Below are 16,913 nucleotides of genomic sequence, written 5' to 3'. Positions count from 1 at the left end.
CGGACTGGCCGCCATGACTGGAATCGACGCTCCCATGGATCAACAACCACCGCTGTCGGAAGCACAGCGCGCGCAAATTCTCAATCAGTGGAATGACACGCATGTCGCGTTCGAAACCGGGCACTGCGTGCACGCGCTGTTTGAGCGTCACGTCCGATTGCGGCCCGACGCAATCGCGGTTGGTTTCGAAGGTCGGAATCTCACGTTCGCCGAGCTCAATGCCCAGGCCAACAAAATTGCCCATCACCTGATCGCCAGCGGTGTGCAACCCGATGCGCGCGTGGCGATCTGCGTCGAGCGCGGTCTGCCAATGATCATCGGCCTGCTGGCAATTCTCAAGGCCGGCGCCGCCTACGTGCCGCTGGACCCGGCCTATCCGGATGAGCGACTGGGCTACCTGTTATCGGACAGCACGCCCGCGGCAATTCTGACCGCAAGCGAATTCGACGCACGCCTCGCGCTGCTGACGAGCGACAGCACACTGCCGCGCTTCGTGCTTGATGCGACCGACCCTGCCTGGGCCGATGGCAACGCGGCCGATCCCGCCATCGCCAACCTAACTGACCGGAACCTGGCCTATGTGATTTACACCTCCGGGTCGACCGGGATGCCCAAGGGTGTCATGGTCGAGCATGCCAGTCTGGCCAACTATGTTTTCTGGCAAAGTTCGGCCTGCGGCTTCGATCACGATGACGTGTTTCTGCAGCGCAGCTCGTATTCATTCGATATGTCGGCGATCGAGATATGGACGGCGCTGACAATCGGCGCGCGCCTGCAACTGGCCCCCGTTGACGCCGCCATTGAACCGGCCCTGCTGGCCGTCACGATGGCCACCTACGGCGTGACCGTCGCCTGCTTCACGCCCAGCCTGCTGCAGACATTTCTCGATCAGCGCGCTGACACCACCTCGTGCCTGTGCAAGACCCTGCTGGTCGGCGGCGAAGCGCTTGGTCCGGCGCTGGCGGCGCGCGCGCGCGCCTTTGCAAGCGTGGCACTGTTCAATCTGTACGGACCGACCGAAATCACCATCGTTGCGCTGTTCTGGCGCTGCCCGCCGGAAGGTCCGATCGAGCGCGTGCTGATTGGACGACCGATTGCCAACTCGCGCATTTATCTGCTGGATGCAACGCGCCAGCCGGTCCCCATCGGCGCCACCGGTGAGTTGTATGTCGGCGGCGCCAACGTGGCGCGCGGCTATCTGAACCGGCCTGAATTGAATGCCGAGCGCTTCCTGCCGGATCCGTTCAGCGACGCCCCGGGTGCGCGCATGTACCGCACTGGCGATCTTGGACGCTGGCTGCCCGATGGCACCATCGAATACCTTGGCCGCAATGATTTTCAGGTCAAGATTCGCGGCTATCGCATCGAGCTTGGCGAGATCGAAGACAGGCTGGCGCAATTCCCGGGCGTGCGCGCCAGTGCCGTTATCCGCCGTGCCGAGCCGGGCGAAGAGGAACGTCTGGTGGCGTACGTCGTGGCCGCCGACGCCACGGTGGGTCCCAGCGCGTTGCGCGACTGGCTCTCGAGCAGCCTGCCGCACTTCATGGTGCCGGCGGCATTCGTTTTTCTGCCGGAGTTGCCGGTCAACACCAGCGGCAAACTCGACCGTGCAGCCTTGCCGGCGCCGGCACAAATTCGTCCGGCATTGGCGCAACCCTATCAGCGCCCGATTGGCGAACGGGAGGAACTGATCTGCCAACTATTTGCGCAGCAGGTCGGGATCGATCGGGCCGGGCGCCTCGACAATTTTTTTGACCTGGGCGGCAGCTCGCTGGATGCACTGCGGGTGCTCGCCAGTTTGAAACAGGCCACCGGTCAAGCGTTGCCCGCAGCATTATTTTTCAACCAGCCGACCGCCGCCGCCATTGCCTTTGCACTGACCGACCAGGCCGCACCGCGGCTCGCCACCGGTCGCACGACGCGCGGGCGGCGCAGCGCCGAACCCGACGATGGCATCGCCATTATTGCGATGTCCGGGCGTTTTCCTGGCGCCAACGACATCGAGACCTTGTGGCGTAACCTGCGCGATGAACTCGACGTGATCACCGAGTACAGCGACGACCAGCTTGACCCGTCGATTGCCACCGCAGAGCGCGCCGATCCAGCCTATGTGAAGGCCCGCAGCGCGATCTCCGATGTCGACAAATTCGATGCGGCATTCTTTGGCATTACGCCAGCCGAGGCATCCATCATGGATCCGCAGCAGCGCATCTTCCTGGAACTGTGCTGGGAATGTCTGGAGCGCGGCGGCTATGTTCCGGATGCCTGCCAGATGCCGGTCGGCGTGTTTGGCGGCGTCAACACCAACACCTATTATTCGCACCATGTGCAAGCCCATCCCGATTTGATGGAGCAGCTCGGAAAAATGACGATCCTGTGCGGCAACGAGAAGGACTTCATCACGACCCGGGTCGCGTACCGGCTCAACCTGACCGGCCCCGCGGTGAGCGTGCATACCGCCTGTTCCACTTCCCTGGTGGCGGTGGTCCAGGCCGTCAACAGCCTGCGCGCCGGTCAATGCGACATGGCGCTGGCCGGCGGCGTATCGGTGGTGTGTCCGCCCAACAGCGGCTACATGTATATGGAAGGCGCCATGCTGTCGCCGGACGCCCGGACGCGTACCTTCGATGCCAGCGCCGCAGGCACCGTGTTTGGCGATGGCGCCGCGGTGGTGCTGTTAAAACGGGTCTCCGATGCGCTGGCCGACCACGATCCGATCCTCGCCGTCATTCGCGGCGTGGCGATCAACAATGATGGCCGCGACAAGGCCAGTTTCACCGCGCCCAGCGTCGATGGCCAGACCGCGGTCGTGCATGCCGCACTCGACGATGCCGGGATCAAGGCCGACCAGATCAGTTATGTCGAAGCGCACGGCACCGCCACGCCACTCGGCGACCCGATCGAAATCACCGCGCTGACCAAGGCCTACCGTCTGGATACCGACGCCGTCGGCTTCTGCCGCATCGGCTCGATCAAGAGCAATCTCGGCCACATGGTGACCGCCGCCGGCGCCGGCGGCCTGATCAAGACCGCACTGGCGCTGGCGCATCAGGAGCTGCCAGCCACCATGCATTTCAAGGTCGCCAATCCGAACATCGATTTCGCCAGCACCCCGTTCGTGGTCACCGCGCTGCGCACGCCGTGGCCGCGCAGCGCGATTCCGCGCCGCGCCGGTGTCAGTGCGTTCGGCGTCGGCGGCACCAACGCCCATGTGATCGTCGAGGAGGCGCCGCTGTTGCGCGCGTCCGATCTGGCCTACGGGCCGCAGTTGCTGCAGCTGTCGGCGCGTACGCCGGCGGCATTGTCAGCGGGGCTGCAGCGCCTGGCCGCCCATCTTGAGGGTAATCAGGATGTCAATCTGGCCGATGTTGCCTGGACCCTGCGCGTGGGCCGCAAGGCAATGGCGCAGCGCGCCTGCGTGGTGGCATCGAACGTGGCAGACGCGGTTGCACGCCTGCGTGCCGGCACTGATCCGCTCAAGGCAAGCGGCACACCGGGTGAGCACAGCCCCGGCGTGATATTCATGTTTCCCGGACAGGCCGCGCAATATCCGGCCATGGGTGCGGCGCTGTACGAACACGAGCCGGCCTTTCGCCGCGCCTTCGATGACTGCCTCGATGCGCTGGACGGCGTGATCGACTTTGACCTCAAGGCGCGCCTGTTCGAGGGCGACGGCGCGGCGCTGACCGCCACTGCCACGACGCAGCCGGCCCTGTTCTGCATCGAGTACGCGCTGGCGCAGTACTGGATGCATCTGGGTCTGCAACCGGTGGCGATGATTGGCCACAGCCTCGGCGAATTCGTCGCCGCCACGCTGGCCGGCGTGTTTACCTTGCCCGATGCAGTGCGGCTGATCGCGCGCCGCGGCCAGCTGATGCAGGCGCTGCCGTCAGGCGCGATGCTGGCGGTGCGGCTGGCGGCCGCGGAACTGCTGCCGCGTCTGCCCGGGCACGTCAGTCTGGCGGCCGAAAATGGCCCGGCCATGTGCGTCGTCGCCGGTCCGGCTGAGGCCGTGGCGGCACTGCAGCGCGAACTCGAACAGCAGGCGGTGTCGGTGCGGCCACTGCAAACCTCGCACGCATTTCACTCGGCCATGATGGACCCGGCCATTGCACCGTTCGAGACCGAAGTGCGCCGCTGCACGCTGTCGGCGCCAACACTGCCGATCTGGTCGACCGTGACGGGCGCCCTGCTGACCGATGCCCAGGCCTGCGATCCGGCCTATTGGGCCAGGCACTTGCGCGAGACCGTGCGCTTTTCGCCGGCCCTGATCAACCTGACCAAGCAGATTCCCGGCGTATTGCTGGAAGTCGGGCCGCGCAGCACTCTGACCACGCTGGCGCGCCAGCACGCGCGCCCGGGCCATGCCGCGCCGTTCGCGCTGGCGAGCCTGGCCGACAGCCCCGCCAGCGAGCACGACAGCCTGCGTCTTGCCACTGGCCGCCTGTGGACCGATGGCGTCAGTCTTGACCTTTCGGCGCTGGATACACGCCAACACAAGCATCGCCTGACGCTGCCCGGCTACGCGTTCGAACGGACCCGCCACTGGCTCGAAGCGCGGCCGGCCCAACTGGTTGCGCAAAGCGTCATGCCGGCTTCGCCACCGCCCACCACTCCCGACTCAAGTGAGATCATCATGTCTGCACCGCTGACACCAAATCGCATTCCCGAACTCATCGCGCAACTGCGCCATGCCCTGGAAGAGACGTCCGGTATCGCCATGGACGATGCGCCGACGACGGCCAACTTTGCCGAGCTGGGGCTCGATTCGCTGACGCTGACGCAGGTCGCGACCCAACTCAAGCAACGCTTCAAGGTCAACATCACCTTTCGGCAATTAATGGAAGGCTGCCGCACCCTCGACACGCTGGCGACATGGCTGGACAGCCAGATCCCGGCAGCACCGGCACCAGCACCGGTAGCCGCGCCCGCAATGGCAGCGGCGGCCGTGGCCGCCCCGGTGGCCACCGTCGTGCTGAACGGCAGTGCGGCCAACGCATCCATTCATCAGGTCATTGCGCAGCAGATGCAGATCATGGCGCAGCAGCTGGCGCTGTTGCAGGGAACGCCATTCGTGGCACCTGCGCCTGCGCCGTTGGCCGTGGCCGCGCCCGCCGCCACGGTTGCACCGCTGCCGCCGCCGGCTGCCGTCGCCGCCGAGGCGCAAGCGGCGCCCCCCGCAACCTCGATCAAGTATGACGTCAAGACCGCGTTCGGCGCCATTGCCCGCATTCATACCGAGGGCACCGGCCTGTCCGAACGGCAGCGCGCGCGGCTCGATGCCTTTGTCAGTCGCTACATCGAGCGCACCCGCGCCTCGAAGGAGTTCACCCAGGCCAATCGCCCGCACCTGGCCGATCCACGCGTGGTCAATGGTTTCCGGCCAGCCTTCAAGGAAATCGTTTATCAGCTGGTGATCAACCGTTCGCACGGGTCGAAACTGTGGGACCTGGATGGCAACGAATACGTCGATGTCACGAATGGCTTCGGCATGAGCCTGTTCGGCTGGCAGCCGCCGTTCGTGGTCGAGGCGGTCAAGCGCCAGCTTGACCTTGGCTATGAAATCGGCCCGATGCATCCGCTCGCCGGCGAGGTCGCGGCGCTGATTTGTGAATTGACCGGACACGACCGCGCCGGACTGTGCAACACCGGCTCCGAAGCCGTCATGGGCGCCATGCGCATTGCCCGCACCGTCACCAGTCGCAATCTGATCGTGCTGTTTTCGGGTTCGTACCATGGCACCTTCGATGAAGTGATCGTGCGCGGCACCAAGCGCCTGCGGCCGGTCCCGGCAGCGCCAGGCATCCTGCCCAACACCACTGAAAACGTCATCGTGCTCGACTACGGCACGCCCGAGTCGCTGGAAATCATCCGCGAACGCGGCGATGAAATTGCTGCCGTGCTGATCGAGCCGGTGCAGAGCCGGCGCCCCGATTTCCAGCCTGTCGAGTACCTGCGCCAATTGCGTGCGCTGACGCAGCAGATCGGCGCCGTCTTCATCCTCGACGAGGTCATCACGGGCTTTCGCGCAGCCCTGGGCGGCATCCAGGAATTGTTCGGTCTGCGCGCCGATATCTGCACCTACGGCAAGACCATCGGCGGCGGCTTCCCGATCGGGGTGATTGCCGGCAAACGTGAATTTCTCGATGCCCTCGATGGCGGCGCCTGGCAGTATGGCGACGACTCGATCCCGTCCATCGGCGTGACGTATTTCGCCGGCACCTTCGTGCGCCATCCGCTGGCGCTGGCGGCGGCCAAGGCCTCGCTCGAACACCTCAAGGCACAAGGACCGGCGTTGCAGGAAACCCTGAACGACAATACCAGCGTGCTTGCCGCGCGCATGAATGCAATCTGTCGCGAGGTCGGCGCGCCGGTCGAGATCCGCCATTTCTCATCACTGTGGAAAATCTTCTTCACCGAAGACCATCCGATGCAGGATCTGCTGTTTGCAATGATGCGCAATCGCGGCATCCACATCCTCGACAACTTCCCGTGCTACCTGACGACGGCGCACAGCGCGGCCGATATCGCCAGCATCAGTACCGCCTTCCGGGAGGCGCTGGTCGAAATGCAGGAATCCGATTTCCTGCCGCGCCGGGTCAGTGCAGGCGCAGCCGCGTTCGATGCCGATCTCCCGCCGGTTCCCAACGCGCGGCTCGGCAAGGACGCCCACGGCAATCCCGCCTGGTTTGTTCCGGATACGAAGAATCCCGGAAAATACTTGAGGCTGGTGGCATGACTTCACATCAAGACGCGGCCGGGATCGAACTCGCCCCGGTCGATTACGATCCCTTTGCGGGCGACACGCTGGCGCGAACCGCGCCAACGACCGAAGCCCAGCGCGAAGTCTGGTTCGCCGACCAGCTCGAGGAGGACGCCTCGCTGTCCTATAACGAGTCGATGTGTCTGTCGATCACCGGCGCACTTGATCTGGCGGCACTGACCGCCGCGCTGCAGCAGCTTGGCGCGCGCCATGACATGCTGCGCACCACCTTCAGCGCCGACGGCATGACGCTGATGATGCAGGACACACCGCGCCTGCAACCGGTCGTGGCCGATTTACGCCAGCTCGACAGCACCGCACAGCAACACGCCCGCGACCGCCTGCATGCGGAAGCCGTGACCACGGCATTCGATCTGACCAATGGTCCCTTGTTTCGCGTCACGCTGATCCGCTTCGACGATGCGCGTCACGAACTGATCCTCACCGGCCACCATATCGTCTGCGACGGCTGGTCGTTCGGCGTGCTGGCGCCGGAGCTGATGCAGCTGTACGTGGACTGCCGCGACGCCCGTCCGCCGAGCTTGCCGGCAGCGCCAGCCTTTGCCGATTACGCCTTGCGCGAACGCGCGCCCGAGCAGGTGGCCGCCGCAGAGGCCGATTGTCGCTATTGGGTCGGCCTGTTCGATGCATCGATCCCGGTGCTGGAATTGCCGCTGGACCGCCCGCGCCCGACGCGCCGCACCTTTGCCTCCCAACGCGAGGACCTGCTGCTCGACAGCGCACTCGTGAAGTCAATTCGCCAGCTCGGAGCGCGCCAGGGCGTGAGCCTGTTTGCGACCATGTTCTCCCTCTTTGGCGGACTCATGGCGCGCCTCTCCGGCAGCGACGACGTGGTGGTCGGCGTGCCTGCGGCGGGCCAGTTGGCCAGCGACCAGACCGGTCTGGTGGGACATTGCGTGCACCTGTTGCCGATCCGGGTCGCGGCGCCGTCCTGCGGCACCATCAAGGCGCTGATCGACGACGCGCGCGGCCGCGTACTGGATGCCTACGACCACCAGGCCTGCACCTTCGGCAGCCTGCTGAAAAAGCTGCAGGTGTCACGTGACACCAGTCGCCTGCCATTGGTCAGCGTACTGTTCAACATCGACAGTGCCATTCGCGACGACGACCTGTCTGTCGCGGGTCTGAAGGTGTCGATGCGGACCAACCCGCGTCACTATGAGAATTTTGAGCTGTTCCTCAATGCCAGCCAGATCGATAGCGGCATCCTGCTGGAGCTGCAGTTCAACACCGATCTGTTCGACCAGGCGACCGTGCGCAGTTGGCTGGCGTTATATCGCACGGCGCTCGAACGCGCTGTCGCCGCCGATGACATGACGCTGGCGCAGGCGTTTGCAGCGGGCGCCGACGACCTGGCGCAACTGGCCGCGTGGAATGCCACCAGCCGTCCGTATCGGGACACGCTGCGGGTCGACGCGCTGATCGCGCAACAGGTTGCCGTCGGTCCGCAACACGTGGCCGTGCGCTGCGGCGCGCGCACCCTGCAGTATGGCCAGCTCGACCAGCGCGCCAACCAGCTGGCGCGGCTGCTGCGCGAACGCGGCATCGGGCGTGGCCAGCTGGTCGGCCTGTGCCTCGAACGTGGCGTCGACATGCTGGTGGCCCAGCTCGGCATCCTCAAGAGCGGCGCGGCCTATGTGCCGCTGGACCCGTCCTACCCGACCGAGCGGCTGGCCTGGATGGTGGCCGACGCCAACCTCGCCGCGCTGGTCACCGAAGCCCGCCACGCCGACCTGCTGGCGCTGCCGCGCGCACGCACCATTCTGCTCGACGACGACGCCGCGCTGCTGGCGGCGCAGCCGGACACCACCCCGGCCGAGGACGAGCGCGCCGCCCGCGCCGACGACGTGGCCTACGTGATCTACACGTCCGGCTCGACCGGCAAGCCCAAGGGCGTGCAGGTGCCGCATCGCGCCGTGGTCAATTTCCTCACCAGCATGCGCGAGCAACCCGGCATCGCCAGCACCGACCGGCTGGTCGCCGTGACCACCCTGTCGTTCGACATCGCCGTGCTGGAACTGCTGCTGCCGCTGACCGTCGGCGCCGAAGTGGTGCTGGCCAGCCGCGACCAGGCGCTCGACCCGCAGGCGCTGGCGACACTGCTCGACGACAGCCGCGCCACCATGATGCAGGCCACCCCCAGCAGCTGGCGCATGCTGCTTGACACCGGCTGGCAGGCCCCGGCCGGCTTCAAGGCGCTGATCGGCGGCGAAGCGCTGGCCACCGATCTGGCGGCCCGCCTGCTGGCCTGCGGCGTCGAACTGTGGAACATGTACGGCCCCACCGAAACCACGATCTGGTCGACCTGCTGGCGGGTCGACTCGGTGGCCAACGGCATCCGCATCGGCCGTCCGATCGCCAACACCGTCATCCGCATCCTCGACGAACACGGCCAGCCCTGCCCGATCGGCACCCCCGGTGAACTCTGGATTGGCGGCGCCGGCGTGGCCGTCGGCTACCTGAACCAGCCGGCCCTCACTGCCGAGCGCTTCATTGCCGATCCGTTCTCGGACCTGCCCGGTGCACGCCTGTACAAAAGCGGCGACCGCGCACGCTGGCGCAGCGACGGCCTGCTCGAACATCTCGGCCGCAACGATTTCCAGATCAAGGTGCGTGGCTTCCGCATCGAGCCTGGCGAGATCGAGGCCGCCCTCGCTGCCCATCCGGCGCTGGCCGAGAGCCTGGTGATCGCACGCGAGGACGTGCCGGGCGATGTGCGCCTGGTGGCCTACGTGGTGGCGCGCGCCGAGCCGCCCGACGAGGCCGCGCTGTGCCAGCATCTGGCCGCCACCCTGCCGGCCTACATGGTGCCGCAGCATTTCATCGCCCTGCCACGCCTGCCGCTGCTGCCGAACGGCAAGATCGATCGCGCCGCCTTGCCGCGGCCGGGACTGGCGAAACCGGCGGCGCAGGCCGTGCGCATGACGCCGCAAACCCCGCTGGAACACCAGTTGCTGGCGCTCATGGAGCAGGTGTTGAACCTGCCCGGCATCGACGTACGCGGAAATTTTTTCGCGCTCGGGGGTCACTCGCTGCTGGCATCCGACCTTGCCGCCCGCATCGGCGCTGCGCTGAACACGCGCATTCCATTGCGTGCCATCTTCGATGCGCCGACCGTCCAGCAGCTTGCTGCCTGGATCGAACAACGCGGCAAGACCGGCATTTCGGCGCGCTGGGCCATTCACCGCCGCACCGAACGGCGCACGGCACCCCTGTCGCTGATGCAGCAGCGCCTGTGGTTTCTCGAACAGATCGAGCCGGACCGTGCCATTCACAATACGCCCTCGGCCCATCGCCTCAGCGGCAAGTTTGACGAGGCAGCATTTCGCCGCGCGTTTGCCGAGATGGTGCGTCGCCAGGACATTCTGCGTACCGGCATCGAGGTCATCGACGAGGTGGTCATGCAGGTGATCCAGCCCGACCTCACCTATGCGATCGAACCGATCGAAGATCTGCGCGGAATTGCTGCCGACGAACGCGAACGCGTGCTGCGCGAAAAGCTGCAGGAACTTGCCGACGCCCCCCTGCCACTGACGGAAATGCCGCTGTTCCGCGTCAAGCTGTTCCGCACCGGCGACGACGAGCACGTGTTTTATTTCGGGCCGCATCACATCATTTGGGATGGCTGGTCATTCGATATCCTGTCGAAGGAAATGGCTGCGCTGTACCAGGCCTGCCGCACCAATGGCCCGATCACGCTGCCGGAACCGGTGCTGTCCTACGGCGACTTCTCTGCCTGGCAGCGCGAATCGATGCAGGGCGATGAAGTGCGTGACCAGGTCGAACACTGGAAACGCGCCCTTGCGAACCTGCCGGACGCGCTGGATTTGCCCACGGATTACCCGCGCCCGGCGCTGCTGTCGGGCCAAAGCGCCGTCGCCTGGCTGCAGCTTGCCCCCGCAACGCTGGCGGCCGCCCGCGAGATGGCGCGCGATCACGGCACCACGCTGTTCGTCTCGATGCTGGCCGCCTACGTGCTGCTGGTGCACAAGATCACCCGGCAAAGCGACATCGTCGTCGGCATGCCGGTGCGCGGCCGGCAGACCGAGGAAGTCGAAAACGTGATGGGTATGTTTGTGAATGCGCTGCCGCTGCGCATTGCCGTCAATCCGGACGGCGATTTCGCCGAATTGCTGTGCACGGTGCGTGACGCCGTGATCGATGCTTTCAAGTTTCCGGATGTACCGATCGAACAGTTGGTGCGGGACCTGAAGACGCCGCGCGACCGCAGTCGTTCGCCAATCTTTCAAACCATGTTCTCGTTCCAGGACGCACAATCCCGCGCGCTGCAGTGGGGCGATCTGGCCTACGACATGATTCATCTCAGGCAGCCGGGTCTGGCCGAAGACATCACGTTATGGTTCATTGAGCGGCCACAAGGGGTGACCGGTTGCCTGTGCTACAACACCGACCTGATCAGCGCGACCAGTGCCGACCTGATTCGTGATCGGTATGGGTATCTGTTCCAGTGCGCCATGGCCGCGCCGCAGACACCCATCTGGAAGATCGCGCTGAGTCAATCCGAACAGGCGCAACTGGCCGCGTGGAATGCCACCAGCCGCCCGTATCCGGATACGCTGCGGGTCGACGCGCTGATCGCGCAACAGGTTGCCGTCGGTCCGCAACGCGGGGCCGTGCGCTGCGGCGCGCGCACCCTGCAGTATGGCCAGCTCGACCAGCGCGCCAACCAGCTGGCGCGGCTGCTGCGCGAACGCGGCATCGGGCGTGGCCAGCTGGTCGGCCTGTGCCTCGAACGTGGCGTCGACATGCTGGTGGCCCAGCTCGGCATCCTCAAGAGCGGCGCGGCCTATGTGCCGCTGGACCCGTCCTACCCGACCGAGCGGCTGGCCTGGATGGTGGCCGACGCCAACCTCGCCGCGCTGGTCACCGAAGCCCGCCACGCCGACCTGCTGGCGCTGCCGCGCGCACGCACCATTCTGCTCGACGACGACGCCGCGCTGCTGGCGGCGCAGCCGGACACCACCCCGGCCGAGGACGAGCGCGCCGCCCGCGCCGACGACGTGGCCTACGTGATCTACACGTCCGGCTCGACCGGCAAGCCCAAGGGCGTGCAGGTGCCGCATCGCGCCGTGGTCAATTTCCTCACCAGCATGCGCGAGCAACCCGGCATCGCCAGCACCGACCGGCTGGTCGCCGTGACCACCCTGTCGTTCGACATCGCCGTGCTGGAACTGCTGCTGCCGCTGACCGTCGGCGCCGAAGTGGAGCTGGCCAGCCGCGACCAGGCGCTCGACCCGCAGGCGCTGGCGACACTGCTCGACGACAGCCGCGCCACCATGATGCAGGCCACCCCCAGCAGCTGGCGCATGCTGCTTGACACCGGCTGGCAGGCCCCGGCCGGCTTCAAGGCGCTGATCGGCGGCGAAGCGCTGGCCACCGATCTGGCGGCCCGCCTGCTGGCCTGCGGCGTCGAACTGTGGAACATGTACGGCCCCACCGAAACCACGATCTGGTCGACCTGCTGGCGGGTCGACTCGGTGGCCAACGGCATCCGCATCGGCCGTCCGATCGCCAACACCGTCATCCGCATCCTCGACGAACACGGCCAGCCCTGCCCGATCGGCACCCCCGGTGAACTCTGGATTGGCGGCGCCGGCGTGGCCGTCGGCTACCTGAACCAGCCGGCCCTCACTGCCGAGCGCTTCATTGCCGATCCGTTCTCGGACCTGCCCGGTGCACGCCTGTACAAAAGCGGCGACCGCGCACGCTGGCGCAGCGACGGCCTGCTCGAACATCTCGGCCGCAACGATTTCCAGATCAAGGTGCGTGGCTTCCGCATCGAGCCTGGCGAGATCGAGGCCGCCCTCGCTGCCCATCCGGCGCTGGCCGAGAGCCTGGTGATCGCACGCGAGGACGTGCCGGGCGATGTGCGCCTGGTGGCCTACGTGGTGGCGCGCGCCGAGCCGCCCGACGAGGCCGCGCTGCGCCAGCATCTGGCCGCCACCCTGCCGGCCTACATGGTGCCGCAGCATTTCATCGCCCTGCCACGCCTGCCGCTGCTGCCGAACGGTAAGATCGATCGCGCCGCCTTGCCGCGGCCAGGACTGGCAAGCACCGATACTGCCGCACGCAGCGCCGCCGAACTGCCCCTGACCGCGACCGAAAAACGTCTCGCGGCCATCTGGTCAGAACTGCTCCAGACCAGCGATATCCAGCTCAAGGACAATTTCTTCGACCTCGGCGGACATTCGTTGCTGGCCATGCAGGCGATCCTTGCGATGGAAACCCAGACCGGCAAACGACTCAATCCACGCCGTTTCATTTTCGAGACCTTGCGCCAGATTGCCCGTGCCTACGACGACACCGAGGTCGAGGCGCCAAAGGCCGGTCTGTTCAATCGACTGTTTTCAGGAGTCCTTGGAAGACGCGACACATGACCGCGTCACTGGCGGGCCAATCCGCGATGGCAACCGCACCGGGGGCGTCCATCACGCAGGCAATCGACCGCGGCGATATCGATGTCTGGACCATTGACATCGACCAGCAGACGCCCGCCGCCTGGCACGGCGTGCTGAGCGCGGACGAGTTCGGGCGCGCCGACCGTTTCATTCGGCTGGCCGATCGCAACCATTACCTGCAGGCGCGCTACAGTCTGCGCACACTGCTTGCGCGCTATGCCGGTCGGGCCGCATCAACGCTCGTCTTTGACTGCAATGCGCATGGCAAACCGGCGCTGGCAGGCGCGGATGCACCTGGTTTCAATCTCAGCCACAGCGGCAATCTGGCCGTCGTCGCGATCGGCCGCCAGCCGGAAATCGGTATCGACATCGAACGGATCAAGTCACCGACGCATGTGCATCAGCTGGCACGCCAGGTTTTTTCCGATGACGAATACGCAGACTTTTCTGCGCTGCCGGACGACGCGTTGACGTTGCCATTCCTGATTTGCTGGACCCGCAAGGAAGCCTATCTGAAGGCGCTTGGCGTTGGCCTGACCCGCGATCCGCAGTGCCTCACGGTCGGCCTGACGGCCCGGCGCGAGCGTCTGCTTGATGCCACGCGCCGCGACTGGCTGGCGCTTGACACCCTGAGTACCGAAAACGGTGCAGTCATCTCGCTGGCAGTCTGCGACAATCCACACTGGCCGTATGGCGTGGCAAGGTTGCAGTCGTTTTCCTCATTGGCATTCACTGAAAGGCGCGTTTGAATCCATTTCGATTTGGCCCTGATGGACGCCAGCTGTTTGCCATCTACCACCCCGCCACTGCCGCCCCGCGCCATGAAGGTGTTCTGCTCTGCAATCCGTTCGGACAGGAAGCCATTCGCTGCCATCGCCTGTTTCGCATTCTGGCCGATCAGCTCGCGCGCCAGGGCTTCGATGTCCTGCGCTTTGACTATCTCGGCACCGGCGATTCGGACGGCGACGATACCGTGGGCGACCTCGACGCGTGGTGCGACGATGTGCTCGCCGCCAGCACGGAATTGCAGCGCCGCAGCGGCGCGCAGCGCATCGCGTGGCTCGGCCTGCGGCTTGGTGCGACCGTCGCCGCCATGGCCTCGGCCCGCACGCAGCAGCCACTGAGCCGCCTCGTGTTATGGGACCCCGTCATCGATGGCAATGCCTTCCTCGCCGCCATGGCTGCCGCACATCGCGCCGCGCGCACTGAGTCGTTCGGCGCGCGCTGGGCGATTGAGCGCCGGATACGCGACCAGGCGGATATCGAGGCCAGCACGGAAGTTCTCGGATTCGCCCTTACCGCGCGACTGCGGGCGCAACTGGCCGGTCTCGGCGACGCGCAGTTGGCCAGGACCGACGCGGATCAGATTGCCTTGCTGATCGGACCCGGCGTGCCGGAAGCCGAGGCATTGCGCCAGCAGCTGGCACGCCAGAACAAGAGCGTCTCGCTGACGACCGTCAGTACCGCGATCAACTGGACCTCCAACGAAGCGATGGATTCGTCGATCGTTCCGCCCGACGCCCTGAAGGCGATCGTTGCACTCCTGAAGGGAACATCATGATCGAGCGGTCACTCGCGTTCGGCGATGGGCAGGGCCTGGTGGGAACGTTGTGCCTGCCGGAACCGTCGGACGGTGCCGGCGCGGCGGCCGGCGCCGGGATCGTCCTGTTCAACGCCGGCATCGTGCATCGGGTCGGGCCGCACCGCATCAATGTGACGCTCGCGCGCGAGCTGGCCGGCATGGGCATACCCTCGATTCGATTTGACCTGTCCGGACTGGGCGACAGCGATCGGGCCGGCGGCGAGATCAGTTTCGAAGCGCAGGCAATCGACGACCTCCGTACTGCAATGAATACCTTGTCGGCGGCGACTGGCGTGCAGCGCTTTGGCCTGTTCGGGTTTTGCTCGGGCGCCTTTCACAGCGTGAATGCCGCGCGCGTCGACCAGCGTGTGACCGGCCTCCTGCTGTTCGATGCCTACCGTTACCGCACCGTGAAATCCAGCCTGATTCGCCTGTCGCTGCGGTTTCGCCAACTCGGCGTCTGGCGCACGCTGAAGCGCCTGGCCCACAAGGCCCTGGCCGGCATTTTTGCCGGCGGCAGGTCGCCGCAGCACGACACCTTGCGGACCAAAGTAGCCGGGGTCGGTTTCATTGGCGACTCCACGCCGAAAGCCGAATTCTCGCGCGACCTGCGCGCCCTGCTGGATCGCCATGTGCATGTCGCGATGATGTTTGCCGGCGATGGCCTGGAGGTCTACAACTACCAGCAACAATTTGCGGACGCCTTGCATGACCGCGCACTGACGGACCGGATCCCGGTCACCTTCCTGCCCGACATCGACCATGTCGCCACCGGGATTGCGGCACGCGCCGCACTGATTGCGGCGATCATGCCATGGGCCAGGCAGGTCGCCAGCCCACCCTCGAAGCGTTCCAACCCATGAATCAGACCACACCGCTGCAACAGCGTGACCGCCCGGATGCGATTGTCCTGTCGCGCGCTTCGACCGGACTCGAAACCACGCGCTGCCTGGGCAAAGCCGGCGTCAACGTGCATGCGATCTATTTTGATCGTCACGATCCGGTGCGCTTCTCGCGCTATTGCCATGCCATTTATTACGACGCCGACCAAGGCGACGATCAGGCGCTGCTCGCATTTGTGGTGGCGCTTTCCAGGCAGATTGGTCATCGGACCATCGTCGTGCCGTCGTGTGATGCACATGCACTGCTGCTGGCGGAATTCCGTGACGCGCTCGCGCCATATTGCCAGGTGATGACCGCACAATATGCCGACTTGCAACGGCTCGTCAGCAAGCAGAATCTGCACGTGGCGGTCGAGCGCGCCGGCCTCAATACCATTGCCGCCATCGTTGCACCCAGCGCCCACGAAGCCACTGCCTGGAGCAGCATTCACGCGGCGCCCTACCTGATCAAGCCGTTCTACACCGGTGTTCCGGGCACGCGTCTGAAAGAAAAAAACAAGGTGCTTGCGACCCGCGACGCCCTGCTGGCGTTCATCGGCACCGGCGCCATGGACTCGCTGATTGTCCAGCGCGTCATTCCCGGCGGCGACGGATACATCTTCGACTGCTATGGCTACTGCGATCGCAATGGCCGCATCGTTGCGATGACAACCAAGCGGCGCCTGCATCAGCACACCCCCGACTTCGGCACCTGCACGATGGGTGAAATACCGGCATTACTGGATGAGGACACCGAGGCAACGCTGTACGCCAGCACCCGACGCCTGTTCGCGCGGACTCCGTACAACGGCATCTTCGGCGTTGAATGGCTGCTTGACCGCAGCACCGGGCGCTTTTATCTGATCGACCTGAATGCGCGGCCGTTCATGAGCATTGGCCAGGTTGCGGCAGCCGGCTTGAACTTGCCGGCCCTGGCCTATGCCGACATGGTCGGCGATGACATCACGGGACTGGAGCAAACACCGATCATGCGTCATCTGATCGGCGTCGACGTACTGCGCGACATGCAGTCATTCCAGGAAAAACAGCGCATGGGAACCATGACCGTGCGCGAATGGCTAACGGCGTTGAGCAAATGCCGCTATTTTTATTACACCGACTGGCGCGATCCCGGCCCGGCCATCGCCCGCATTGCGACCATCATGCGCAGGGTCGTCTTGCGGGTCCTCAGGCCCGCTGTGGGCGACGAGCCCGAACTGGCTCCTGACCGGCGACTCTGAGCGTCA

General features: G+C 65.6%; 6 protein-coding genes. All 6 read left to right on the top strand.

Annotation, left to right across the window (positions count from 1 at the left end; genetic code table 11):
- Positions 1 to 13: 13 nt before the first annotated feature.
- The 6 genes from RCH09_RS05670 to RCH09_RS05645 are packed head-to-tail and all read left to right on the top strand — an operon-like array spanning position 14 to position 16,907.
- Complete coding sequence (locus RCH09_RS05670) at positions 14 to 6,739, top strand: polyketide synthase (RefSeq protein WP_326940081.1); 6,726 nt, start codon at positions 14 to 16, stop codon at positions 6,737 to 6,739.
- A complete protein-coding gene (locus RCH09_RS05665; RefSeq protein ID WP_326940080.1) occupies positions 6,736 to 13,182 on the top strand; it encodes a non-ribosomal peptide synthetase in 6,447 nt (2,148 codons plus the stop codon). The genes RCH09_RS05670 and RCH09_RS05665 overlap by 4 nt, the downstream gene beginning before the upstream one ends.
- Positions 13,179 to 13,952: a 4'-phosphopantetheinyl transferase family protein gene (locus tag RCH09_RS05660; protein ID WP_326940079.1), complete on the top strand. Its 774-nt coding sequence runs from the start codon at positions 13,179 to 13,181 to the stop codon at positions 13,950 to 13,952. Before RCH09_RS05665 ends, RCH09_RS05660 begins: the two co-directional genes overlap by 4 nt.
- Complete coding sequence (locus RCH09_RS05655) at positions 13,949 to 14,764, top strand: alpha/beta fold hydrolase (protein ID WP_326940078.1); 816 nt, start codon at positions 13,949 to 13,951, stop codon at positions 14,762 to 14,764. Before RCH09_RS05660 ends, RCH09_RS05655 begins: the two co-directional genes overlap by 4 nt.
- Positions 14,761 to 15,648 (top strand): alpha/beta fold hydrolase, encoded by an 888-nt coding sequence (locus RCH09_RS05650; RefSeq protein WP_326940077.1) that lies wholly within the window; start codon positions 14,761 to 14,763, stop codon positions 15,646 to 15,648. The genes RCH09_RS05655 and RCH09_RS05650 overlap by 4 nt, the downstream gene beginning before the upstream one ends.
- Positions 15,645 to 16,907 (top strand): carboxylate--amine ligase, encoded by a 1,263-nt coding sequence (locus RCH09_RS05645; RefSeq protein ID WP_326940076.1) that lies wholly within the window; start codon positions 15,645 to 15,647, stop codon positions 16,905 to 16,907. Before RCH09_RS05650 ends, RCH09_RS05645 begins: the two co-directional genes overlap by 4 nt.
- Positions 16,908 to 16,913: the final 6 nt, after the last annotated feature.

Origin of the sequence: Actimicrobium sp. GrIS 1.19 (assembly GCF_035984655.1) — a bacterium.
GTDB lineage: Bacteria > Pseudomonadota > Gammaproteobacteria > Burkholderiales > Burkholderiaceae_D > Actimicrobium.
The sequence above is the reverse complement of the archived record's forward strand: the minus strand, read 5'-3'. Positions and strand labels throughout refer to the sequence as shown.

Excerpts from the sequence above, each read along its gene's own strand:
- RCH09_RS05670 (WP_326940081.1), top strand. The coding sequence starts at position 14 with ATGACTGGAATCGACGCTCCCATGGATCAACAACCACCGCTGTCGGAA.
- RCH09_RS05650 (WP_326940077.1), top strand. The coding sequence starts at position 14,761 with ATGATCGAGCGGTCACTCGCGTTCGGCGATGGGCAGGGCCTGGTGGGA.
- RCH09_RS05645 (WP_326940076.1), top strand. The coding sequence starts at position 15,645 with ATGAATCAGACCACACCGCTGCAACAGCGTGACCGCCCGGATGCGATT.
- RCH09_RS05660 (WP_326940079.1), top strand. The coding sequence starts at position 13,179 with ATGACCGCGTCACTGGCGGGCCAATCCGCGATGGCAACCGCACCGGGG.
- RCH09_RS05665 (WP_326940080.1), top strand. The coding sequence starts at position 6,736 with ATGACTTCACATCAAGACGCGGCCGGGATCGAACTCGCCCCGGTCGAT.